19 protein-coding genes, 1 tRNA gene and 1 pseudogene are annotated in these 24,395 nt (G+C 59.2%); 13 read left to right on the top strand and 8 right to left on the bottom strand.

Annotated features, from left to right (window positions below; genetic code table 11):
- Nucleotides 1-27 precede the first annotated feature (27 nt).
- Nucleotides 28-1,038 (top strand): class I SAM-dependent methyltransferase, encoded by a 1,011-nt coding sequence (locus ASE04_RS17965; protein WP_056819804.1) that lies wholly within the window; start codon nt 28-30, stop codon nt 1,036-1,038.
- 22 nt (nt 1,039-1,060) lie between these two features.
- Here ASE04_RS17965 and phaC read toward each other — a convergent pair.
- Nucleotides 1,061-2,945, bottom strand: a pseudogene (gene phaC, locus ASE04_RS17960) (class I poly(R)-hydroxyalkanoic acid synthase).
- A 106-nt stretch (nt 2,946-3,051) separates the two neighbouring features.
- Here phaC and ASE04_RS17955 point away from each other — a divergent pair.
- From ASE04_RS17955 to ASE04_RS17930, 6 genes are all read left to right on the top strand, one after another.
- Nucleotides 3,052-3,468 (top strand): hypothetical protein, encoded by a 417-nt coding sequence (locus ASE04_RS17955; protein WP_056819784.1) that lies wholly within the window; start codon nt 3,052-3,054, stop codon nt 3,466-3,468.
- Between the two features lie 223 nt (nt 3,469-3,691).
- Complete coding sequence (locus tag ASE04_RS17950; RefSeq protein ID WP_056819781.1) at nt 3,692-4,909, top strand: LL-diaminopimelate aminotransferase; 1,218 nt, start codon at nt 3,692-3,694, stop codon at nt 4,907-4,909.
- 63 nt (nt 4,910-4,972) lie between these two features.
- A complete protein-coding gene (locus tag ASE04_RS17945) occupies nt 4,973-6,295 on the top strand; it encodes a homoserine dehydrogenase (RefSeq protein WP_056819775.1) in 1,323 nt (440 codons plus the stop codon).
- A 130-nt stretch (nt 6,296-6,425) separates the two neighbouring features.
- Nucleotides 6,426-8,228: a single-stranded-DNA-specific exonuclease RecJ gene (gene recJ / locus ASE04_RS17940; RefSeq protein ID WP_056819772.1), complete on the top strand. Its 1,803-nt coding sequence runs from the start codon at nt 6,426-6,428 to the stop codon at nt 8,226-8,228.
- Between the two features lie 208 nt (nt 8,229-8,436).
- On the top strand, nt 8,437-9,240 hold the full coding sequence (locus ASE04_RS17935) for a DUF4886 domain-containing protein (protein ID WP_056819769.1): 804 nt from the start codon (nt 8,437-8,439) through the stop codon (nt 9,238-9,240).
- Nucleotides 9,241-9,331: 91 nt separating this feature from the next.
- The gene (locus ASE04_RS17930) at nt 9,332-10,489 is read left to right on the top strand and encodes an acyltransferase family protein (RefSeq protein WP_056819767.1); all 1,158 of its coding nucleotides are present in this window, start codon (nt 9,332-9,334) and stop codon (nt 10,487-10,489) included.
- A 58-nt stretch (nt 10,490-10,547) separates the two neighbouring features.
- Here ASE04_RS17930 and ASE04_RS17925 read toward each other — a convergent pair whose 3' ends face one another.
- Complete coding sequence (locus tag ASE04_RS17925; protein ID WP_056819765.1) at nt 10,548-11,054, bottom strand: hypothetical protein; 507 nt, start codon at nt 11,052-11,054, stop codon at nt 10,548-10,550.
- 99 nt (nt 11,055-11,153) lie between these two features.
- On the opposite strand from ASE04_RS17925, the gene ASE04_RS17920 reads away from it, so the two are divergent.
- Nucleotides 11,154-11,534, top strand: coding sequence for a pentapeptide repeat-containing protein (locus ASE04_RS17920; protein WP_056819763.1), 381 nt, complete (start codon nt 11,154-11,156; stop codon nt 11,532-11,534).
- Between the two features lie 87 nt (nt 11,535-11,621).
- Here the strand turns inward: ASE04_RS17920 and ASE04_RS17915 are convergent.
- Nucleotides 11,622-11,697, bottom strand: a tRNA-Glu gene (locus tag ASE04_RS17915).
- A 199-nt stretch (nt 11,698-11,896) separates the two neighbouring features.
- On the opposite strand from ASE04_RS17915, the gene ASE04_RS17910 reads away from it, so the two are divergent.
- Nucleotides 11,897-13,291 carry a hypothetical protein gene (locus tag ASE04_RS17910; protein WP_056819761.1) on the top strand — a complete coding sequence of 465 codons (1,395 nt, stop codon included), beginning with the start codon at nt 11,897-11,899 and terminating at the stop codon, nt 13,289-13,291.
- Nucleotides 13,292-13,316: 25 nt separating this feature from the next.
- On the opposite strand, the gene ASE04_RS17905 is transcribed toward ASE04_RS17910, so the two are convergent.
- The 5 genes from ASE04_RS17905 to ASE04_RS17885 all read right to left on the bottom strand — a co-directional run bounded on the left by ASE04_RS17905 (nt 13,317) and on the right by ASE04_RS17885 (nt 18,525).
- Nucleotides 13,317-14,243, bottom strand: a complete 927-nt coding sequence (locus tag ASE04_RS17905; RefSeq protein ID WP_056819758.1) for a glycoside hydrolase family 16 protein — start codon at nt 14,241-14,243, stop codon at nt 13,317-13,319.
- 8 nt (nt 14,244-14,251) lie between these two features.
- The gene (locus tag ASE04_RS17900) at nt 14,252-15,424 is read right to left on the bottom strand and encodes a glycosyltransferase (RefSeq protein WP_056819755.1); all 1,173 of its coding nucleotides are present in this window, start codon (nt 15,422-15,424) and stop codon (nt 14,252-14,254) included.
- Nucleotides 15,425-15,640: 216 nt separating this feature from the next.
- On the bottom strand, nt 15,641-15,940 hold the full coding sequence (locus ASE04_RS17895) for a hypothetical protein (RefSeq protein ID WP_244490450.1): 300 nt from the start codon (nt 15,938-15,940) through the stop codon (nt 15,641-15,643).
- Nucleotides 15,941-16,038: 98 nt separating this feature from the next.
- The gene (locus tag ASE04_RS17890; protein ID WP_056819752.1) at nt 16,039-17,358 is read right to left on the bottom strand and encodes a polysaccharide biosynthesis/export family protein; all 1,320 of its coding nucleotides are present in this window, start codon (nt 17,356-17,358) and stop codon (nt 16,039-16,041) included.
- A 27-nt stretch (nt 17,359-17,385) separates the two neighbouring features.
- Nucleotides 17,386-18,525, bottom strand: a complete 1,140-nt coding sequence (locus ASE04_RS17885) for a glycosyltransferase (protein ID WP_200960736.1) — start codon at nt 18,523-18,525, stop codon at nt 17,386-17,388.
- Between the two features lie 378 nt (nt 18,526-18,903).
- Here ASE04_RS17885 and ASE04_RS17880 point away from each other — a divergent pair, with 378 nt between their 5' ends.
- From ASE04_RS17880 to ASE04_RS17865, 4 genes are all read left to right on the top strand, one after another.
- A complete protein-coding gene (locus ASE04_RS17880) occupies nt 18,904-19,524 on the top strand; it encodes a sugar transferase (protein ID WP_056819749.1) in 621 nt (206 codons plus the stop codon).
- A 130-nt stretch (nt 19,525-19,654) separates the two neighbouring features.
- Nucleotides 19,655-21,688: a glycosyltransferase gene (locus tag ASE04_RS17875; RefSeq protein WP_056819746.1), complete on the top strand. Its 2,034-nt coding sequence runs from the start codon at nt 19,655-19,657 to the stop codon at nt 21,686-21,688.
- Nucleotides 21,685-23,343: a Wzz/FepE/Etk N-terminal domain-containing protein gene (locus tag ASE04_RS17870; protein ID WP_056819742.1), complete on the top strand. Its 1,659-nt coding sequence runs from the start codon at nt 21,685-21,687 to the stop codon at nt 23,341-23,343. The genes ASE04_RS17875 and ASE04_RS17870 overlap by 4 nt, the downstream gene beginning before the upstream one ends.
- Complete coding sequence (locus ASE04_RS17865) at nt 23,340-24,389, top strand: glycosyltransferase family 2 protein (protein WP_056819739.1); 1,050 nt, start codon at nt 23,340-23,342, stop codon at nt 24,387-24,389. The genes ASE04_RS17870 and ASE04_RS17865 overlap by 4 nt, the downstream gene beginning before the upstream one ends.
- The last annotated feature ends 6 nt before the right edge of the window (nt 24,390-24,395 follow it).

Raw genomic sequence — 24,395 nt, 5'->3', positions numbered from 1 at the left:
GCAGCTCTGTTATGGGAGGAAAAACCGATGTCTTGGACACATGCGGAAGTTTCGCCTGCCTTGCTGGTGGATGCGATGTTTGCGTTCCGGAAAACCGCCGCGATCAAGGCGGCAATCGAGTTCGATCTTTTTACGAAATTGGGCGGGGAGGGGCGAACGGCGCGTTCGCTCGCTCCAGAACTGGGGTGCGCCGAGCGTGGCACCCGGATTCTCTGCGACTTTCTTGTCGTCTCCGGGTTCCTGACGAAAAGCGGCGAAAACTATATGCCGACGCCGTCAAGCCAGGCCTTTCTCGATCGGCGTTCTCCCGCCTACATGGGGGCGGCGATCGACTTCCTGGCCGCGCCGCAGATGCTGTCGCTGTTTCTCGACGACCCCGCGTCCTACGTCCGCAACGGCGGCTCCGTCGGCCTGGCGAACGTCGCGCCGGACAATCCGGTGTGGGTGAAGTTTGCCCGCGCCATGGGCTCGTTCACCGGCGCCAGCGCCAAGGCCTTGGCGTCCGAAATCGAGACGTGGTCAACAAAACCGGGCAAGGTGCTCGACATAGCAGCCGGGCCAGGGGCTTTCGGCATCGAGATCGCCAAGGTAGCGCCGTTGGCCAACGTGGTCGCCATCGATTGGAAACCTGTGCTTGCCGTGACCGAAGAGAACGCGAAGAAGGCAGGGGTGGCGGAACGCTTCACGTTCAAGCCCGGTAGTGCCTTCGAGGTCGATTGGGGCTCTGGATATGACCTGATCCTGCTGCCGAACTTTCTGCACCATTTCGATACGGATGGCTGCGTGGCGCTTCTGAAGAAGGCAAGAGCGAGCCTGAAATCGGGAGGCCGCGTGGCGATCGTCGAGTTCGTTCCGAATGATGATCGCGTGTCGCCCGAGTTCCCTGCAGCCTTTGCCATGGTCATGCTGGCCACGACACCGAATGGCGACGCCTATACGGAGCGGGAGCTTGCAGGCATGGCAAAGACAGCGGGTTTCCGTGACGTCGTCATGAAGCCGCTGCCGCCATCACCGGCCAGTCTCCTGTTCCTGGAGTGATCGCGGAGAGCTGTTCATGCTCTCAGGCTCGCTCCAGCACATAGCTTCCCGGCGCCTCTTCGAGGGCGTTGAGCGCTGCACCGCCCGGTTTCCGGGCGGGCACGCGCGCGTCGTTGTTCGCCTCGATCCAGGCTTGCCAGTGCGGCCACCATGAGCCGGCGTTTTCCGTGGCTTCGGTCAGCCAGCTGTCGTAGTCGCCCTTGGCTGCACCGCCGACCCAATATTGGTACTTTTTCTTGTCGGGCGGATTGACCACGCCTGCGATATGACCGGAGCCGGCGAGCACGAAATCGACCTTGCCGCCGAAGAAGTGGCTGCCAAGGAATACCGACTTTGCCGGCGCGATGTGGTCTTCGCGCGTCGCGAGATTGTAGATCGGGATCTTGACGTCCTTCAGCGACAGCTTCTGCCCGTCCAAGACCATCTCGTTCGTCGTGAGCGCGTTGCGCAGATAGCAATTGCGCAGATAGAAGGCGTGGTTCGCCGCTGCCATGCGCGTGGAATCCGCGTTCCAGAACAGCAGATCGAAGGGCAATGGCTCCTGGCCCTTCAGATAGTTGTTGACGAAATAGGGCCAGATCAGTTCCGAGGCGCGCAGCATGTTGAAGGCGGTCGCCATCTTCGAGCCGTCGAGATAACCGACCTCATGCATATGCGCCTCGAGGCGGCCTAGCTGCTCTTCGTCGACAAAGACCTTGAGATCGCCAGCATGGGTGAAGTCGACCTGCGTAGTGAACAGGGTGGCGGTCTTGATCCGCTTGTTCTTCTCCTTGGCATGCAGTGCCAGCGTCGCCGAAAGCAGCGTGCCGCCGACGCAGTAGCCGATCGCGTTCGCTTCCTTCTCTCCCGTCGCCTTCTCGATCGTGTCGAGGGCAAAATCGATGCCTTCACGCGCGTAGGAGGCCCAATCCTTGCCGGCATGGCGCGCATCCGGATTGACCCAGGAGATGACGAACACGGTTTGCCCTTGATCGACGCACCATTTGATGAACGACTTTTGCGGGTTGAGGTCGAGGATATAGAATTTGTTGATCCACGGCGGGCAGATGAGGAGAGGGCGCTTCAACACCGTCTCCGTCGTCGGCTCGTACTGAATGATCTGGCAGATCTCGTTCTGCGCGATCACCTTGCCTGCGGTCAGCGCCATGTCGCGACCGACGGCGAATTTGCTGATGTCGGTCTGGCGAAGCTTCAGGTCGCCATGACCGGCGGCAATATCCTCGGCCAGCATCTTCATGCCGCGCACCAGGTTTTCGCCACTGCTCGCAATCGTCTCCCGATAGAGCTGGGGATTGGTGGCGACGAAATTGGTTGGGGAGAGGGCAGCCGTTATCTGTTTCACATAGAAGCCGGCCTTGTGCTTCGTGTGCTCGTCGAGACCATCTGTCTCGGCAACGATCTTTTCGGCCCAGTCTGCGGTGATCAGGTAAACCTGCTTCAAAAATTCGAAGAAGGGGTTCTTTTGCCAGTCCTCGTCGGCGAAGCGCTTGTCCTTGCGGTCCGGCTCTTCCGCTGGCGTCTCGCCCTGCATGCGCTGCATCGAACGCATCCAGATCCCGAAGTAGCTGCTCATCAGCTGCGTCTGCGCCTCGAAGGTGCGGCGAGGGTCCGACATCCAGTATTCGGTGACCTTTGACAGCGTCTTGACCATGTCGGTCATTGGTTCCGCTGCGTTTTCCGCCATCGCACCGCGTTCGCGCGGGGCAAGCCAGGCTGTCGCGGCTTTGCCGAGATTCTCGATGGCGCGGGCGAAATTGAGCGCCATCGCCTCGGGATCTTTCATCAGGTATGGATCCAGATCCTTCGCATCGAAGCCCGGGCTTTTCGTCTTGTCGCCGTTTTCCTGCTTGCTGTCGGTCACTCGTTTCCTCCGGCGGCAGCATGTTCCTGCAAATCGAGTTGTACATCTGGAAAGATCGATAAAACAAGTTCCGCTGACGCGCGCTCGTGCTATTGCTTTGTCGCTGCGACGAATCTAACAGTCGAGACAGCTCAGGATCTGGAACATCAGGCATGACGAACAAAGGCATTCGCATTTTCGCAAACGTTATCCGCACCGCGCTCATCGGCGCCACTGCGGCCGTGACGCTTGCGGCCTGCATGCGAACGCCTGAGGAAAAGGCCGAGATCGCCGCCAGACGAGCGGCGCCGACCGCCGTTGTCATGGAGCCCACCAAGGGTGGCGTGCCGGCAGAAGGCGGTCTTGCGCATTATCGGGATGGATATCCGTCCTTTGGCGCGCCGCTGACGGCCGCGAACGTCCAGATGAGCGACGAGCAGGCCGCTGATCTTCAGCACAAGCTCTCGGCGCTTGGCGCACAGCGCAAGGCCGGCACGATTTCCGAAGCGGAGTATCAACGCCGCGTCGAAGAATATCGCAAGCTCGCGGCCGAGCATGGCCCCGAAACGCTCTCCGAAATCACGAAATAGGCCTTGCCTTCGCAGCAATTTGGAAGCAAAGCCTGCCATTGGTAGCGAAAAATGAATTTTTCCTGATAATGCGCGGCCTGCGCGGTTTCTGTCAAAGAAATGCCGCGCAACGCAAGTCTGATGAATACGGCGCTGGCGATTCTGAAGTTCTTATCGCGAGCAGCCGGTAATTGGGACGAACTTCGAGCGCGGTCGCGGTGGCCGCATTTCCGTGGGGAAAGAAATGGAAGAGTTTCACAAAGTCCGGCGTTTGCCGCCTTACGTTTTCGAACAGGTCAACCGTTTGAAAGCAAGCGCGCGAGCGGGCGGGGCCGATATCATCGATCTCGGCATGGGAAACCCGGACCTTCCGACCCCCAAGGCGATCGTCGATAAGCTCTGCGAGGTTGTTCAGGACCCACGCACGCACCGTTATTCGTCCTCAAAGGGCATTCCCGGCCTGCGCCGTGCCCAGGCTGCCTATTACGCCCGCCGCTTCGGCGTGAAGCTGAACCCGGACACCCAGGTCGTTGCGACCCTCGGTTCGAAGGAAGGCTTTGCCAACATGGCGCAGGCGATTACCGCGCCAGGCGACGTCATCCTTTGCCCGAACCCGACTTATCCGATCCATGCCTTCGGCTTCCTGATGGCAGGTGGCGTTATCCGTTCGATTCCGGTCGAGCCGGATGAGAATTTCTTCGCCCCGCTTGAGCGCGCCGTGCGCCACTCGATCCCGAAGCCGCTGGCGCTGATCCTGAACTATCCGTCGAACCCCACGGCTTTCGTTGCGACGCTGGACTTCTACAAGGATGTCATCGCCTTCGCGAAGAAACACGACATCATCGTGCTGTCTGACCTTGCCTATTCGGAGATCTACTTCAACGGCGAACCGCCGCCCTCCGTTCTTCAGGTTCCAGGCGCCATCGACGTGACGGTGGAATTCACCTCGATGTCGAAGACCTTCTCCATGCCCGGCTGGCGTATGGGCTTTGCGGTCGGCAACGAACGCCTGATTGCGGCGCTGACGCGCGTGAAGTCCTACCTCGACTACGGCGCCTTCACGCCGATCCAGGTCGCGGCCACCCATGCCTTGAACGGCGACGGCTCCGACATCGCGGAAGTCCGCAACGTCTACAAGCGCCGCCGCGACGTCATGGTCGAAAGCTTCGGCAAGGCCGGCTTCGAGGTGCCGCCGCCTGCGGCGACGATGTTTGCCTGGGCCAAGATCCCCGAGAAGTTCCGCCATCTGGGCTCTCTGGAATTCTCCAAGCTGCTTGTCGAAAAGGCCGATGTGGCCGTGGCTCCCGGCGTCGGCTTCGGCGAAATGGGCGATGACTACGTCCGTCTGGCACTCGTTGAAAACGAGCACCGCATCCGCCAGGCTGCGCGCAGCATCAAGAAATTCCTGTCGACGGCCGACGAGACGATGCACAATGTCATCTCGTTGAACGCTCACCGTTGATTTAATCTTCCACGGCGGTCGTGTTGGGCGACCGCCATTCATGACACATTTCAGGATCGATCCATGGCAGATGCCCTCAAAATCGGCATTGCGGGCTTGGGTACCGTTGGTGCTTCGCTCGTCCGCATCATTCAGCAGCGCAGCAACGAGCTTGCCGCTACGTGCGGCCGGCCGATCGTCATTACAGGCGTTTCGGCGCGCGACAAGACGAAGGATCGCGGCATCGAAGTCGGCGGCATCGAGTGGTTCGATCGGCCGGAAGATCTGGCTGCAAAGGGCGACATCGACGTTTTCGTCGAGTTGATGGGCGGCGCTGAAGGTTCGGCCAACGTCTCGGTTCGCACCGCTCTTGAGCGGGGTCTCCATGTGGTGACTGCGAACAAGGCGCTGCTTGCCTATCACGGCGTCGAACTGGCGACGATCGCCGAGGAAAAGGGCGCGCTCCTGAATTTCGAGGCGGCGGTCGCGGGTGGTATTCCCGTGATCAAGGCGCTGCGCGAATCTTTGACCGGCAATACGATTTCGCGCGTTTACGGGATCATGAACGGCACCTGCAACTACATCTTGACGAAGATGGAGAAGGAAGGCCTGTCGTTCGAGGATTGCCTGAAGGAAGCCCAGCGGCTTGGCTACGCCGAAGCTGATCCGGCCTTCGATATCGAGGGCAACGATACCGCTCACAAGCTGTCTATTCTGACGACGCTGGCGTTCGGAAATCAGATCGCGGCCGACGATATCTATCTCGAAGGCATCACGAACATCTCCATCGAGGACATTCACGCCGCCGCCGATCTTGGTTATCGCATCAAGCTCCTCGGCGTCGCGCAGCGGACGGACACCGGCATCGAGCAGCGCGTCCATCCGACGATGGTGCCTGTCGATTCCGTCATCGCTCAGGTCGATGGCGTCACGAATGCCGTGGCGATCGAGTCCGACGTTCTCGGCGAACTGCTGATGGTCGGCCCCGGTGCCGGTGGCAATGCAACGGCCTCTTCCGTGCTCGGAGACATTGCCGATATCGCCAAGAGCCGTCCCGGCGCCCAGCAGGTTCCCGTGCTTGGCCATCCGGCGAAATTGCTCGAGCCTTATCGCAAGGCCCAGATGCAGAGCCACGAGGGCGGCTATTTCATCCGCCTGACCGTGCTCGATCGCACCGGCGTGTTCGCGAGCGTCGCGACCCATATGGCGGAGAACCAGATCTCGCTGGAATCCATAGTCCAGCGATCCAAGCAGCACCTGGCGCCGTCGCATCATCAGACCATCATCATGGTCACGCATGCGACGACCGAGGACTCGGTGCGCAAAGCCGTCAACGCCATCAAGGAAGAAGGCTTCCACGTCGGCGAACCGCAGGTCATTCGCATCGAGCGTCCGAAGGAAAGCTGACGAAGAGCCGCAGCTTCTTCCTCTGGGGAGAAGCTGCGCGCAAGCGTTGTCATCCTGCAGGAAGCCGCATAGATGTGAGTTCCACTCCGGTCACGGGGTGGTGACAGATGGCACTGCAGAGAGGGAACAGGTGGAGATAGCCGCCGATCCGGTACAACGCGCCTTCCTTGGTGTGGAGAAGTCGGTTCTCAGCAATCGCTGGGTATCGCGCCTCGATCAAGCTGGCCAGAACCGAGCGCTTGCGATGTCGCAGACGCATGGGCTGCCGGATCTGATCGCGCGTGTTCTTGCCGGTCGCGGCGTCGGCGTTGACGAGGCGATCGGCTTTCTGGACCCGACGCTGCGATCCTTGATGCCGGATCCCTATACACTGACGGACTGCGAGAAAGCAGCGCTACGCCTTGTTGACGCCATTCGCGGCCGTCAGCAGGTGGCGATCTTCGGCGACTACGATGTCGATGGCGCATCCTCATCAGCCCTGTTGTATCGCTTCCTCACCCATTTCGGCGTGAAGGCCGAGATCTACATCCCCGACCGGATTTTCGAAGGCTACGGCCCCAATCCCGCGGCGATCGACCAGCTGATCGACAACGGCGCACGTCTGATCGTGACTGTCGATTGCGGTTCGACAAGCCACGACGCGCTGGCCGCTGCGGCAAGGCGCAACATCGACGTTGTCGTGATTGATCACCACCAGGTGACACATGACCTGCCGCCCTGCCATGCGTTGGTCAATCCCAACCGGGAGGACGATCTCTCCGGTCAGGGACATCTCTGCGCTGCCGGCGTCGTCTTTCTTGTTCTGGTGGCGACCTTGCGCCTGCTGCGCGAGACCGGAGATCCACGGGTTCGCACCATGGACCTGCTGCAGTGGCTCGATATCGTCGCCCTTGCGACGGTCTGCGACGTCGTGCCCCTCAAGGGATTGAACCGGGCCTACGTGGTAAAGGGCCTCATTGCCGCACGCCATCAGGGCAACGCGGGCCTGTCTGCCTTGTTCAAGAAGGCCGGACTTGCCGGCCCGGTAACGCCCTATCATTTCGGCTTCCTGATCGGCCCGCGAATCAATGCGGGCGGACGGATCGGCGACGCCGCACTCGGCAGCCGGCTGTTGACGCTCGAGGATGCCGGCGAAGCCGAGGTCATCGCCCTGCGGCTCGATGAGCTGAACCGTGACCGTCAAGTCATGGAGGCGGCAATGCTTCAGGAAGCCGAGGCAGAGGCCCTTGCCGAATACGGAGACGGCGAGGGCGCGTCCGTCATTGTGACCGCGCATGAAAAATGGCACCCCGGCATCGTCGGTCTGATCGCGGCCCGGCTGAAAGAGAAATTCAAGCGTCCCGCCTTCGCGATCGCCTTCGATCCCTCCGGCAAGGGCACCGGTTCCGGCCGCTCCATCAATGGCTTCGATATGGGCAAGATGGTGCGGGCTGCAGTAGATGAGGGCCTTCTCGTGAAGGGCGGCGGGCACGCGATGGCGGCTGGCCTCACCGTGGAACGTGAAAAGCTCGGGCGCTTGCGCGGCTACTTTTCGGAGCGCGCCGAAAAGACGGTTGCGACCTTGGTGGCAAACGAAACGCTCAAGGTCGACGGCGCAATCGCCGCAAGCGGCGCCAACATCGAGCTCATCGACCGGCTGGAAACCGCCGGCCCTTACGGCTCCGGCCATTCGCAACCGATCTTTGCCGTTCCGGCCCACCGGCTGCGCGACTCCCGCGTCGTCGGCGAGAAGCACGTGAAGATCACCCTGGAGGCAATGGACGGCGCCCGGTTGGACGGCATTGCCTTCCGGGCAGCCGATACACAGCTCGGCAACCTGCTGCTGAACTCGCGCGGCGGCAACGTGCACGTCGCTGGTTCATTGGGAGCGGAGCACTATCAGGGATCAAGGCGCATCCAGCTGCGCGTCCTTGACGGAGCGCCGGCGCGATAGCGAAGAGGCCCATAAAGGGCAGGGTGGCGTGTCGGTGTCCGGCTTCGCGCCACAACAGTCTTTGTGGCCCAGCGTTCCGTCCTTCATGTGCACATTCCTCGCTACCTCGCTGGTTGTGCAACCCATCCTTTACGTTTTAACGGATAATCATACCGTGACTTGCGAAATGGCATGAGGTCACGCCGTGCAGCGGATAAGAATAAGCGTATTGCTGGCAGTCCTGCTCGCCTGTTTGATTTTTCTCCCGCCATTTAATGGATACGTGAGCCAGGGCATTGAAACGGCCCGGGACCATTTCGACAAGCGGCCCGAGCAGACCGCATTGTTCATCGGCAACAGCCGCACGTTCTACAACGACATGCCCCATATGGTCCGAGCCATCGCCGATTCTGCCGGCTATTCCAAGAAACTGCGCATTGAGATGGATGCGGAGCCGGGTGTCAGCCTTGGCGACCATATCAAGAGCGAAGAAACCCAAGCGCTACTTTCACAACGCTGGGATCATGTCGTGCTGCAAGTGCTGAGCAGCGACCAGTACAGTGCACAGCAATCGGGGCCGGCATGGGATGATGCGGAGAACCTGATCAGGGAGGTCCAGGCGAAGGGATCCTTGCCCGTCATGTTTGTGACCTGGCGCTATACCCACCAGTGCACCGGGAATGCAGGTATGCCAAAATCCGGCGGCGATTTGTCGCCATCGGGTTATGCCGACATGCATATCAACATCCAACGGCAGCATGCCCGTCTCGCCGCTCTGACCGGCGTCGTTCTTGTCAATGTGGGCATGATTTGGGAGGCTCTCCAAAGCCAGCCGAAAGACTTCAGTCTCTACTATGACTGCAATCACCCCTCGATCTACGGCAGCTATCTTTCGGCGCTGATGTTCTACAGCTATTTCTCTGGAAACGACGTGCTGAACGTGACGTTCCGGCCTGAAGGAATGTCTGCTCAAGACGCCCAAATGCTGAGGAAAGTTGTCTCAGATTATCTAGCGGAGGGAGCCAAGGCCTGACCGATTACGCGTTTATCTTTAAACGTTATGATCGCATTAATATATGATAAATGTTCTTCAGGTTGTATGTCCTCGGCTGGGGACGAGACATATGGCGAGCGACAGACTAGAGGGACGACGTCACGACCTTGATGCGTTGCGTGTACTTTGCTTTGGCACGCTCATCATCTACCATTCGAGCCTGATCTACGGGACGAAGACGTGGTGGATCAACTCATCGGATAGCAGAAAACTGATCGATCTGATCACGGTCAGCTCCCATCCGTGGCGGATGAGCCTGCTGTTCTTCATTTCCGGCGTGGTGACGGCATCGCTGCTGAAGAAGAGATCCATGGCCGAGATCCGTAGCGCCCGCACGCGACAGCTTCTTTTACCCTTCGTGTTTGGCGTCTTCATAGTTGTGCCGCCGCAAGTCTATTTCTCGCCGCAGAATTTCGCCCCTGATCTCTCCTATTGGGATTTCTGGAAGACCTATGTCCTGTCCGAACTTCAGCTGGAACATATGTGGTTTCTGGCCTATCTGTGGATCTACATGATCGTCTGGTCCATCGCCCAGCCACAGCTTGCACGATGCTGGCCCGGTATATCCACGTCCCTCGCCGGTTGCCTGAAAGGCAAGGGACTGTTCCTCGCACCGATTGCGTTTCTATCGCTCCTGAGGCTCTGCCTCTATCCCATCTTCGGCGAGACGCTGGTCATTCGATCTGACCTCTATTCGCATGCACTATATTTCTCAATGTTCATGGTGGGATCGCTGCTCGTCAACGAGCGGAGCTTCTGGCAAGAGGTCGACCGCCAACGGTGGGTGAGCCTCGGTCTCGCCACGCTGTCGATGACTGCGCTTGCAGCACTCTTCTTGCTCGTACCCCGGGAAGCAAGGCCGGAGGCTCTCGTGATGGCGGTCCGGGTTGTGCGCTCGGCATTCCAATGGTGCGCAATCCTTGCGCTGCTTGCCTTTGCGGGCAGGCTCGCCAACCGCCCGAACCGGGTCATCACGCATCTGAACAAGTCGATCATGACCTACTATGTCGCGCATCAGACGGTGATCGTAGTTGCCGCCTACTATATCGCTCAGGCGGGGTTGCTCGATATCCGTTCCTTCATCCCGATCGTGATCATCACGGTACTTGTCTGTGCGCTCATTGCAGAGATGAAGAGTTTGGCGACCTCGCGCCTCTTCCCCTTCCTGCTCGGTGTCGCATCGCTGAGAAAAGGGGGGCGAAAGCCGCTGCCCGCGGAAACTGCTTGAGCCGTGCAGGGCGACGGGTCGGTGTCGGCTTCACCGGTTATCGTTCAAATTGTTGTCGTTACGATGCCCGACCAAAGATGAAGTAGGTCCGGTCATCGAATCTCAGTTTTATGATGGCAGCGGACGGTCCGCTGCCACATTCTTCCTGGGAAAAATTGCGAGGCACGGCGTCGGAAACTGCCACCGGCATCTTTCTATTGCCAAAGAAATCCAGTTTTTCCGAACGCTTGATCCTTTCTATTTCGATGCCTTGCCTTGTGATGAAAACAAACGCGAAGTGCCCCTCATCGGAGGAATACTGGGCGTTCGCGAGATGAGCATTTACCCTTCCGGCGAGGTCACCGTTTATGTTCAATCGATCCTGATACGGGCCGAGGATACAGACCGCCTCGTAATCTGGTGCCGTCAAAGTGCCCATTTTTTGGATGCTGCCTATGGGAGTCTCTAGCAGTGCCGCATGCAGAGACGAGGCCTTGTAGAACTGGCCTGCTAGGCACACGGCTGGTGCCGCGAATAGGGCGACCAAAAGAGAAATACGTCTGAGCAAAATCATGTTCGCGCCCATTATACGGTCCCGAGTTTCGCTTTAATCGGGAATTTTGCGATACCACCACAAGTTAGGTATTCTTTGAAGAGCGATCATCATCGACTGGAGGAACCGACAATGGACGATCAGCAAGGAAATGACCCGTTTGATGGCCCTCAAATGCAGGGAACGCGTTACGATCGTGCCGATATGTCGGGCGCTGACTTCAATGGCGTGAATCTTGCAAACGCACGATTTTACGCTGTTTTGACGAATGCAAAATTCATCGACAGCAATTTGGGCGAAGCGGGTTTTGACGATGTCAACCTTGCCGGTGCACGCTTTGATAACGTCAATCTCTCTGGTGCCGCTGTCACGAATGCAAACCTATCGCGCTTGACCATAAGCGGTGTCACGTTGGCAGATTCCGACATCAAAGATGCCGACTTGACCGGAATGAGGATCAACGGCGTTCTCGTAACCGATTTATTCGAGGCGTATGAACAGGCGAAAGGCTGAAGTCAGTCGTCAGGCCGACGATAGGCGAGCTCGAAAGCGCCTTAGCTGTTCCGTCCTGCCTACCAGCTAACCGGGCGTCTACCCAGATGGTACGCCCTAGGGGAGTTGGGACCCCTCTTTACAGAATGAGAATCTGTCGTCCTGACCGATAGACGAAGGGCGCTTTTCGCGACTGGCTATAAAACAGGAGGCCCTCGCCAGGCGCGCAAGATGCCGGCAGACCGGCCTCCTTCGAACGCATGGCTTTAACGAGAGGCGATATCGGTTATTCTGCAGTGCAAACGGCGCCTGCCGGAGATGCGAAGGCGCAAAAAGCTGGACCAGGAACCGATGGTGAGCATGATCCTCGAAGGTGCGACGCCATGAGCCTGGAGCCGATCGGTATTTTCACGATCGTAGCCGGGATCTGTTGCCTGCTGCTGGGCTATCCCGCGGCAGCCATGGTCTTTGTAGTCATGACGGTTTTCGGTGCGGCAGCGGCGATTGTCGCCGGCGCCGCCAACATCCAGCCGGCTCACCTTTTCCTGCTCTTCTTTGCCATCGCCACCTTGTCATGGCGAAAAAATGCGATGACGGCGATGCAGGCGCTACGACCGGGGCAGCCCGCTTTCTGGCTGGCCTGCCTAGTCGTGTATGGAGCAGCAAGCGGCTTCTTCTCGCCGCGGCTTCTGGCGGGGGCAACGCAGATCATTCCCGTGGGCACCTCGGAATATCCCGCAACCGGAGGAACGGTGCCGTTGGGTCCCGTGTCGAGCAACGTCACGCAGGCGATCTATCTCGTCGCTGATCTGATCTGCTTCGTGATCATCGTGTCCGCGGCGTCGACGCGGAGAGGCTTCGCAGCGATTACCACGGGCCTAGTTGCCTACGCGTTTGCCAACATGCTCTTCGCCTTGCTCGACATTGCGACCGACGCGACAGGCACACAGGCGATCATGCAGTTCATGCGAAACGCACAATACGCGCTGCACGACAGCGAGACGGTCGCGGGAATGAAGCGCATCATAGGCTCATGGCCGGAGGCCTCGTCTTTTGCGGGTGCAACCCTTGGCGCCTTCGGCTTTACCGCCACAATGTGGCTCTGCGGGCGCGCGCCTCGCTGGAACGGTCCGCTCGCCTTGGCGTCGCTTGTCCTGATCTTCCTCTCGACATCATCGACCGGCCTCGTCGCAGCGCCGCTTTGCCTCGTATTGTTGTATCTTACGGCTCTCGCGCGCAGCGGGGTAGGCGGGGGAAGCTTGCGGAGCTCCGCCGTCGCTTTTATCGCGCCGCAGATCCTGGCGGTGGCTATCCTGATCGTGCTGTTGAACGATGACATCTACAGGACGCTCTATGATTATGTCGATCTGCTCATTCTCAGCAAATCGGGCACGGCATCGGGCGTGGAGAGGGCGTCCTGGAATGCTTACGGCCTGCAGAACTTCGTGGATTCCTGGGGGCTGGGGGTTGGTCTCGGGACCGCACGCACATCAAGTTTCCCATTGGCGCTGCTGTCAAACGTCGGCATACCCGGTGCGGTATTTTTCGCGCTGTTTGCGTTCGGCGCCATCGGGCGGCGGAGAGGCACGGATCGGACCGTGCCATCCGACATTCGCCTTGCCGCACGAAATGGCAGCCTGTGCCTTTTGGTGGGCGCGCTTGTCTCGGGAGCGCTTGTTGATCTCGGTCTTCTTTTCTTCGTCTTCGCAGGGCTTGCGAGCGTCGAACCCGAGCGGCACGAACCGACGCTGACAGCGGCAGTCGACGCCCGCCGTTGAATGGCTGATCGCGCTCTGAGTTTGATCAGACGTAGGCCCGGAAATAGTCCACACGCATGTGAGACAGCTTGTCCTCCTCCTTGAGCGGATTCGGGAAGGGGTAGTCCGGATGCAGCGCGAGCGTCAGAAGCGGCCAGAAGACGTCGTCGTGCTTGTCCATGTCAGGAGCGCGGGTGATCTGCCAGTTGGCGGCAATGCCGGTGCGGGTGTCGATGACAGGCTTCCGTTCAAAAAATGGAACGCAATGCGTATCGTCGACGAATATCCCGTAGCGGCAGTAATTCTGGGTGACGTCGATATCAGTCGTAACGCCGGTTCCTTCGTGATGTTCTCCCGGCTGGCCCCATTCGTGCAGATAGGCACCGTAGAGCTGGTATTCCCATCCCTTGTGTTCGACGACGTCGAGCTCCACGGTCGTTTTCGGGAATAGAATGCTTCGGGCGTTCAGCATCCAGAATGCAGGCCATGTCAAAAGATGCCGGGGGAACAGCATCCTTGCTTCGAAGTATCCCTTCCGCCACCCCTTCCTGATGGTGCCATCGGATTTTGCCGTCTGGATATTGCCCGAGATCCATTGGAACTCGTCACGCGTATTACCGTAGTAGTTCCGGACGCTCATCGGCGTCCCGATATATTTGACGGAGATCTGCAACGCCTTGCCGCCGCTGGCGAGCGGGTCGTCAACGATCGAGTACGGATTGAAGCCTTGGTCGCCGACCTTTTTCGCAAAGGCCGATCGTCCATAGAAGCCGGGATCGGCCGTCGATGCCTTGGGGCCGGCATCCCACACTGTCCAGTCGAGGGTCTGGAAGTCGTCCTCGAACTGGATCTGCCGACCGGTGGTCGGGTCCTCCTCCGCGGCGCGGGCAACATTTGGCGGCAAAGTTACGCCGACAGCAGCAAGTGTCGCAGCTCCCTTCAGGAGACTACGCCTGGAAACCGTGGTTCTCATCGCGATCCTCACGCTTGTTCGGTTTTCGACACATGATCCTGTTTTGCGGCGGCTCTCAGCGCCTCCGCATGAATGTCGACGACCCGCTCGGGGCTATACTGGTCTATGAAATTCCTTCGGAAGTCGGCATGCGATTGCTCGCTTTGCAGGTTGTCGCAATAGTAGATCATCGCCTTAGTCAGTTCGGCGACATCGCAGCTCGTCACCAGCCGTCCCAGCCGTGGATCGACGAGGATTTCGCTCGGCCCGAATTCGCAATCGGTTGATATGACGGGGAGGCCGAACCTCAGCGCTTCACATATTGCCAGCGACCAGCCCTCCCATCGCGACGTCGAAATATAGACGTCGCTCGATGACAACGCGGGCTGCGGATCATCAGGATGATGCTCGATGCTGACGAGATTCTCGATCTGCAGCCGTCTGATATCGTCTTGGAGACTGGCCTCGTCAGCGCCGTAGCCGACAAGCCGGAGCTTCACATTGCTTCGTGTCTTCCGAAGCTCGTTAAAAGCATTCAGAAGTATATCCTGACCCTTCTGATAGGAAAAACGGCCGACGTTGATGAAGGTGACATGTCCGCTCTCGCCGCTGCTCAGCCGATCCGTGCCGTCGAATTTCCTGACGGGGTTCGGCACCCAGCTCTGAGGGGTGTTGCTCTGGAACATCGTTTTGAAGGCCTCGAGCTGTTTCCTTGATGTTCCGAAAACGGAAGAGACCCGCGAGAGGAAGAACATCTTCATGATCAGGAAGAGTATCTTCGATTTGAAGTGGTTGCGCTCGCGTTTCGGATTGCCGTGCAGGTGCATTGCAAAATTGCGACGCAGTCCGAGGCACGCGGTCATGCAGATAACCGTACGCTCGATCTGTGGCACGACGATCAGACTGTACGGCTTATCCTTGATAACACTGCGATATGCGCGCATGACGGGGATGCGTCCGCGAGCGATCCGATCGATCGTGTTATATTTTCGATCGTCAGGTCTATGGGTGTTCCTCGCGGTATAAAGCACATCGATATCGAAATCGTCTCCATGCTTTTCGGCCAGCTGCGAGCATATTGTATGAACGACGCGCTCTATCCCGGCGAATGAGCTGGTGCCGGGTTGAATATAAAGGATCTTCAGCCGCGCGTTCGGAGGCGATCTCGGCCTTGGCCGCTGCGGATCGAGGTTGCTCTCCATATAATGCACGTCCTCTTCGACAGATCGGGCAGTTTGCCGCAATTCGGAGCGTCACTGAACCGAAATGCAGCCTTGGAGTATATTAGATATTTCTTTTGCTTGATTTGTGAATTTATTTTTTAGTGCGAGACGTTTTTCTACGCATTCCGACGTAACGTCGAATTATATGTACGTTACCTGGAAAGATGTTCGCCGTTCCGACAGTGGACGGGATCGTTACTCGGACGAATACTTGGATGGAAGGTCTAAGGGGGGCTGCTGTCTGCTGGCGCGTTCGGATCGCTTTATGTAGAGAAAATAGAGAAGGCCGTGCGCAAGAACGTAACCGACTTCCAGAGCCGCCGCGTACACCAGCGTCCAGATTGCCGTGGAAGCAATGGAGATACCGGCGTGAAGGCTGATTGCCGCAAAGGCGACCGCCACGAGTGACACCACCAGAGTAAAGATCAAAACGGGCAGCCGCACGGCGCAGACTGCGCCGACAACAAACGAGACGATAAGCGCCCATATTGCCAATTTCTGCTCCGATCAGCACTGCTCCATATCGAGGCCTAGTAATGTTATCGATATATTTGCGATTTACGCAAGTATAAATTGATGTGGGTTTCTGTCTCTCAATTCGATGTGGTCAGAGCACGCGCCTTCTCGCTTCTTTCGACGCGCACCACATCGCCCGGCTTCACGAGGTCGTTGTCGCCGACGGCGATCGTTCGCATCACGCCGTCCTGTGCACGATCGATGATGGTCATGAACGACAGGCCGCCATTCTCGTCGATCGTCGCGGCTGCGGCAGGGGCGTTCGCCTCTAGATTGCTGATCTGCGACCGTGTTGTCTGTATTTTCTCCGCATTGGCCGCCAGCTTGTCCCGCACCTCGCCGGATTCGGTCAGGGCGTCGACGCGATATCGATTGCGGACATTCGCCATGTCCTGGTCCATTCTCGCGAGATCCTGCTGCGCCTTCAGCAGCGCGAGGGACACATCGAGATTCTGGCTTTCGAGTTGGGCGAGGTTCTGATTGGCACCGAGCTCTCGTGCCGAGAGCGTTAGACCCTGTGCAACGAGCTTGTTGACGCTGCCCACATCCTTGTTTGCAAGTTCGATCTGCTTTGCGAGCGACGCGGCCTTCGCCTTCAGGGATTCGATCTGGTTGGTTGTCAGCACTTTGGCCTGGCTCAGGGCATCCATCTCATTCGCCATGGATTCCTTGCGGGCTTCAAAAAGCGACTTTTCTTCCGCCATCATCCGTGCCGAGGCTGGCTGATCGGACCGCGTTGTCAGATCCGCGGGAAAGACGACCGCGGCACTGTCCTTCACCACGGCATCCGTGCGCGCTTGTCTGGCGAGTAGCCCAAGTCGCTCCGCTTCCAAGGTTCTGACATCGCCGCGATCCGAGAGAACGTCGCGCTGGAGATCGATCAGGTTGCCGTTGGCAGGCCCAAGTCCTCCGGCCATGCTGAGAGCCTGCACGACGGTCAGGCCTGGGCTGTAATTGAACTTCCCGGGATTGGCGACTGCGCCGGTTACAAAGAACGGGCGATACTCGGCCACTTCCACGGAGGCGTTCGGTCTCTTTTGCAATCCCACCTGGGCCTGGAGACGTTCACCGATCGAATCCGCCACCTGCTCCAGCGTCTTGCCTGCCGCGGGAACCGTCCCGACGATCGGTAGCGAAAGATTGCCGGCCGCTGAGATGGTGAATTCGCCCGTCAAGGGAACCCACTCGAATGCCGTTCCGCTGGTCGGTCGCCACTCGAAGACCCGTACCTTCAACGTATCCTGCGGACCAAGGATGTAATCCTCCGCGAATGCGGGTGTGGCTACCAAACCCACGCAGGCCATTGCGAGGACGGCTATTCGCACCCAAGCGCGGCCGGACGGTAGGCGCGTGGTACTCGTCGAATATTTGCGTTGCCTGGCAGCGTAGATCTGCATTGGTGGTACTCCTTACGTCTCACCTGCCTATCGCAGCGATATGGCCCGCGCGCCGTAATCGAGGCTGGTTACGTCGCTCACCACGCCTGTCGCTCTTCCGACAAACGCGCTGAATTTCTCTATGAACACCTCGGTACGGAATTCCGCGGCGCGGGCGACTGCATCGCCCGGATTGAAGTCGCTGCGCCGAAAGCGCTCGATGGCTTCGATGAGGCAGTCGAGAGTTTGGCTATTGAAGAACACGCCAGTCTTGCCGGCAACGACGGTCTCCGTGGCGCCACCCCGTCCATAGGCGATGACGGGGCGTCCGCTCGCCATTGCTTCGACAGGTACGATTCCGAAGTCTTCTTCTCCCGGAAAGATGAGTGCCTGGCAGCGTGCGTAGTGGTGCTTGAGGACGTCGAACGGCTGCGGTCCGAGGATCGTCACGGTTGGTCCGGCGATTTTTCGCAGATGGTTGAGCAGTTCACCGCCGCCGATAACGACCAGCTTCAGCCCCAGGCGATTGAATGCCTGCACGGCGAGATCGGGGCGCTTGTAGCTCACAAGTTCTCCGACCATCAGGAAATAGTCGCCAACGTCAGACGACGGCACCGGCCGGAAGGCTCGCGTATCGACGGGCGGGTGAATAACGACCGCGTCGCGGCGGTAGTAACTCTTGATCCGGTGGGCGACCGTGGACGAGTTCGCCACGAAATCATCGACGCGATTGGCCGTGGCCACATCCCAGGTTCTCAGATAGTGCGCCAGCGGCGGCATCATCATGCGCGTCATCAATCCGGAGTCGTGGTAGTAGCGGTTGTACATGTTCCAGATGTAGCGCATCGGCGAATGGCAGTAGCAGACATGCACGGCGGGGGAGGTGGGGATGACGCCTTTTGCAGGTCCGGACTCGCTGCTTATGACAAGGTCATAATCGCTAAGGTCGATCTGTTCCAATGCCATGGGCATCAGCGGCAGATAGCGCTTATACAGCCGCCTTGAATAAGGCAGGCCGTTGATGAAGGTCGTGCGAATAGAGTGGCGCTTGATAGTGTCCGATATCGCCGTGGGATCGAAAACATGCGTGTAGATGTCGGCCGACGGATAAATATCGCACAGAGCTTCGAGGACTTTTTCGCCCCCTCGCATCCCGACGAGCCAGTAATGAATGATTGCTACTCGCATGGAATGCTCCACGAACACAGACAATCTTGGCGTGCAAAAAGGAACAATTCGTTCCGGCGCCTTCTGCCTAAGAATATATCAAACACGCCTTGCCATCACCAAAAAAGAGGTTGATGCTCCGGCGCCGTTGATACTTAGGCAATTCTGCGTTGCACTCATTTATATTGCGATGCAATATTAGCATTGTCAAACTAATTAACCCTTGTTACCTTTGCTTTGCGTGCCATTTGGCATTGTCTGCACATGCCCGAGTGATGTCATTCTCTTGTAGGGAGTTCGCAGATGAGTGGATTTAATCTCAGTCGGGATTTCGACAGATTGGACGAGACGCAAGTGCACGGAGAGGCAAAAGGGCCTTCCCGTGTAGGACCGTCGCGGATGAAAGCTATCGCAGGCGGCGTTAAATGCGGGTTGGACATCTTTCTTGCCGGCGCAGGATTGATCGTGCTTTCGCCGATGATCCTGATGGTTATCGCAATACTTCTGGTTCTCCAGGGACGGCCGATTTTCATCGCCCACTCTCGGATCGGCCGTAGGGGGGCGGTGTTTCCCTGCCTCAAGTTTCGCACGATGGTTCCCGACGCAGCAGACATTCTGACGCGTTACCTCGCCGCAAATCCCCGGGAGAGGGCGGAATGGAAGGCCACGCGCAAACTGAAGAACGATCCGCGGATTACCCCCTTCGGTGCTTTCCTTCGGCGCAGCAGCGTCGATGAGATACCACAGCTCTTCAACGTCATTCGCGGCCAGATGAGCCTCGTCGGCCCGCGTCCGATCGTCGCGAGCGAAGCGGAACTCTATGGTTCTCATTTCAGCGATTACATCCGGGTGCGTCCGGGGCTGACAGGTCTGTGGCAGGTCAGCGGCAGAAGCGACACGAGCTACAGCGCGCGTGTCGAACTCGATGTGCGATATGTCACCGAGCATACCGTATGGGGCGATGTCGTCATCATGGCGAGGACGATCCCCGCCGTTCTGCGCTCGCGGGGCAGCTACTGAGAGGGGCACGTCGGCCCCGTTTCAAACCCCGCTTGATCGACCGGTCAGCGAAACCAGCAGAGCTTGCTGATCAGTCAAACATAGCCATCAAGACGCGCCTACGTCCTGAAGAAGTCGACAGGAAGCCGATATGAATGCAACGGTACCCTTTGCGATAAATGGCCGATTTCTAACGCAAAGCGCCACCGGCGTTCAGCGCTACGCAATGAATGTCGTTCGCGAAATGGACCGCGCGATGGTCGGGAACGAGAGCGCTCCCATCATAGTGCCACCGCACGCGACCGATCCCGGCCTGACAAAGACGCCTCTTGTTGCACATGGTCGATTGCGGGGACACGCGTGGGAGCAGCTATCGCTACCGACGGCATTTTCAGGTCGCTTGCTGAGCCTCTGCAACACCGCCCCGGTTCTGAAACGAGATCAGATCATCTGTATCCATGACGCCAACATATTTGCAGCGCCGGAAAGCTACAGCCCCAGGTTTCGAATGCTCTATCGCTCGCTCCAGCCATATTTGGCTCGCCGGGCGGCGAGGATCGTCACGGTGTCGCACGCCGCCGCCCGCCAGATTGAACGCTACCTGCCGGTTCGCGCCGAGGATATCGCGGTTCTCGCGAATGGCCACGAACACGCGCTAGCGTGGGACCCATCGAAGGCGCAAATCGCTCCGTCTTTTTTCAATTCATCGGGCAATCCAAACGAGCGACCGTTCGTGCTCACACTCGGTTCACGCGCCCGGCACAAGAATCTGGCCCTGCTTGTCACGGCGGCAGATGCTCTGGCCGAGATCGGCGTCGATCTCGTCGTGGCAGGCGATAGCGGCGCCGTTTTTGCCGCCGAGAACCTTCGAGCCAAACCAAACGTTCATCTGCTTGGAAGGGTGACGGATGACGATCTGGCTTATTTGCTGGAACGCGCCCTGTGTCTTGCGTTCCCGTCCTTCGCCGAAGGATTTGGGCTTCCGATCGTCGAAGCCATGGCGCGCGGTTGCCCGGTCGTTGCTTCGAACTGCGCCAGCATGCCCGAGGTCTGCGGCCCGGCGGCCTTACTTGCCTCGCCATTCGATCCGGCCGAATGGATCGGACATATCCGTGCGCTCAAGGTGTCGCCTGAACTCGCTGCCGATCTCGTCGGCAGGGGACTGGAGCGCGTGAAACTCTTCTCGTGGCAGAATACCGCCGAGGGGTATCTCTCGCTTCTTCAGGAACCGTCGAGGCACCTGAATTCGTATGGTAAGGAAAAACCGGCAAAGCCTCGAATTGCTGCCGTGTTCGCGACGCGCGGGCGCCCCGAGATCGTCAGCCGAGCCGTCAAACGTCTTCTCCAGACACAGTCATTGAAACCGATCGGCGTCATTGTCTCATGTGCCGAGCCTTCGGATGCGGGCGATCTTGCCGTTACCCCTGGCGTGCGGGTCCTCACCGGTCCTTCCGGGCTTGCCGCCCAGCGCAACACGGCGCTGCGGGATCTGCCGCCGGACACCGAGATCGTCGCGTTCTTCGACGACGATTTCATAGCGGATGGGGAATGGCTGGCGACGGCAGGCAGCGTCTTTCGTGACGAGAGCCGCATCGCCGCCTTCACCGGGCGCGTGGTTGCCGATGGGATAAAGGGGCCGGGCATCGGTTTCGATGAAGCCGTCCGCCTGCTGGAAGCCGCATCACCCGATGATCGGACCTGGTCCGAGCCATACAGCCCCTATGGTTGCAACATGGCCTTTCGTGTCGCCGCCATCAGTGGCATGCGTTTCGACGAGCGGCTCGTCCTATACAGCTGGTTGGAGGACCGTGATTTTGCCGCGACGCTTGCAAAAACCGGTGGCCGCTGTGTGAAATCGGGTAGAGCCTACGGCGTCCACATGGGAGCCAAGAGTGGCCGCATAAGCGGAGAACGGCTGGGTTACTCGCAGATCGTCAATCCGCTCTACATGCTGCGCAAGGGAACGATGACGATAGGGCAGGCTACGGATCAGATCCTCCGCAACCTTGTCAGCAATTTCGGCAGGCTGGTCTGGCCCGAACCCTTCATCGACAGGCGAGGGCGCGTTCGCGGAAATCTCATCGCCTTGCGAGATGTCCTGAATGGTCGCCTTGAACCCGAGCGCGCCGCTACGCTGCCGAAAAGAACAATCCGGTCCACAGAGCTTGAGGTGCAAGCGAAATGATGTTCAGCAACCTCCGGCCATTAGAGCGCTCGTCGCGGCTTTGGCGGTTCGACGACGGAAACGCGGATGCCGGGTCAGATGGGCCTCTGGCCCTCGTGCGGACCATGTGCCTGCTCGCGCTCCGGCATAAGACGCTGCTGATAGCCTGCACGGCGCTTGGCCTTGTCGCTGCGGGCCTTTATGCGAATTCACTGCCGAGAACCTATGTCTCGTCGGCAACGTTGCTGCTTGAACCGCGTCAAGCCGCTATCCCGGGACTGGAGGGCGTGGCTCAGCAAGGGCTCGACCTCAACCGGGCCGACAGCGAGTTGCAGATCATACGCTCCGAGCGGCTGCTTTCCTCCGTGTTCGATAGCCTTGGCCTGCAGACTAATCCCGAGCTCGGACCACAGGCGCCAACCGAGGCCGATCGCATCCTGTCGCCGCTGCACAAGCTCTGGGGTGGTGGCGAGACTTCGGGCGGCGAGGCCCGCCCCCCGACCGCCTCCGACAGTACGCGGCGGCTGGAAACGGACGCGCGCCGGGCAGCCTTCAGCAACTTCGCGAAACGCCTCGATGCGCGTCGCGTCGGCCAATCCTATGTCATCGAGATAGAATACGCTTCGTCGGATCCCGCGCTGCCGGCCCGTGTCGCAAATGCTGCTGTGTCGGCCTATATCATGCAGGCAGTCGCCTTCAAGGCTCAAGCCGTACTGGCCGGCGGCGGAGCGCTTCAGGGCAGGCTTGACGCGCTCGACGCGCAGGTGGAGGCGGCAAACGAGGCGATGAAGCGTGGTGTGTTGCCGGCCATTCCAACGCCGGATGCCGACGCCCGTATCATTGGTGCAGCGCTGACGCCATTGAGCCCGGCCAGTCCGCGGCCGAAGCTGATAATCCTGCTTGGCGGTTTGCTTGGCCTGTTTGCGGGGTCTTGCCTCGTGGCGTTGAACTTCGCGTTCGATCGGAAGATTCTGACCGCGGACGAGCTGGCGCGCGAAACCGGCGTTCCATGTTTGGGATCGGTGCCCGATGTTGGCGATGGCCCTGCTAGCACCGGCCGCCTTCACAAGCAGCAATGCCACTACGCGACGGCGATACGCGATTTGAGGACGTCGGTTGAAATTGCCTGTTCGACCCTGCGAAGCGAGAGGAGCATCGTCATAGCGCTGGTCGGGTGGTCGTCGGGCAGCGGGGTTTCGACGCTCTGCTTCAGCCTCGCCCAACTCATCAGGGGAAGCGGGCGTTACGTGACGCTGTTCCAGGAAAAGGAGTGGCCGGAGAGGTCGAACGGAGAGGCACGCGTCGCGGCGCCGACATCGCTGGCCGACGCCGCGATATCAGGCGGGCAACAGGAGCTACTTTTCCGAAATCTCGACGGCGTCGCTGTCCTTCCGATTCACTCGGCCGACAAGAAGGCGAACCTCTTCGCGGATTTTCGCAGTCCTCGGGTCGGACGACTGCTCGATGCCGCGCGCCTTCAGGGCGACGTCCTGCTTGACCTGCCGGCACTCGACGCATCCAAGGACGCGCTGGCCTTGGCAACGCATGCCGATGCCGTCTTGTTCGTAGCCACCGCAGGCAAGACCACGATCGGTGAAGTCCAGAGCGCCTTGCAGCAACTGCGCCACGCTCGCGCAAAGGTAATCGGGACAGTGGTGACCAGGGCAAACCTATGAATGCGCACCCTGCGAGGTCAGCGGAAGAGAGCCCAAGCGGCATCAAGCCGCCCTCGCTGGCGATCATCATCACCTGTTTCAACTACGAGCGCTATGTATCCAACGCGATCCGGAGCATAACATCGCAATCACGCGATGATTGCCAGCTGATCGTGATCGATGACGGATCGACGGATACGTCATGGGAGGTGATCCGCGCCGAGGCGGTCGAAGCCTACCGGGTCGAAAATGGTGGCGCGCGCGCCGCCTGCCTGTATGGCATCGCGAAAACGCAAGCACCGTTTCTGCTTTTCCTGGACGCCGACGACGAACTCGCACCGGGTGCCCTCGAGACGATTTTAGCCCATCTCGATAGCGGTGTTGCAAAGCTCCAGTTCCCACTCGTTCGCATCGATGAGCATGGGGCCCCAATCACCGGTCATCCGGTTCCGAAACTCGAAAGATTCCGTGATGGTCGTCTGACCAATAGCGTCCTGCGCACCGGCGTCTACACCTCTCCGCCCACCTCGGGAAATGTCTTTCGGCGCGACGTTTGCGAGCTGTTGGTCGAGGTGGACTACGAGCCATGGATCGACGGCGTGATGCTGTTTGCGGCGCCGTTTTACGGCGATGTCGTGAGCCTGTCCGAGCCGCTTGGCCGATACCGGATCCATGGTCGCAACGACTCCGGTCTTGGCCGCGCCGTTGATCCGCAGGTCTTGCGACGCGAACTGAAGCGGTTTGTCGATCGCATGAGGCATCTGCGGCAGATCCTGCAGCGTTTTGACGTGGCGCAGAATCTGGTGGCGACCGAAGAGGCATACTTCTATCTCGAGCGCTCCTTCTATCTAGCTGTCGCGGAAGGGCGCGAAGTCCCGGTCGCAACGACGTTGCGGCTTCTCAAAAAGCTCTGGAACGGCGACAACTCGCTGACGACGAAGTGCGCACTTGGCGGATTCCTGCTGTTGACCGCGCTCTTGCCGAACCGACGAGCTCAACGAAGCCTGTCGTATCGGCTTGATGTCGGGGATCGCTCGATGATCGGATTTCTGCGCGCGATCTTGTGAGGCCAA

It is taken from the genome of Rhizobium sp. Root708, from assembly GCF_001429725.1.
In the GTDB taxonomy this organism is placed as follows: Bacteria; Pseudomonadota; Alphaproteobacteria; order Rhizobiales; family Rhizobiaceae; genus Rhizobium.
Note: the sequence above shows the minus strand (reverse complement) of the source record. Positions and strands in the feature narration are given on the sequence as shown.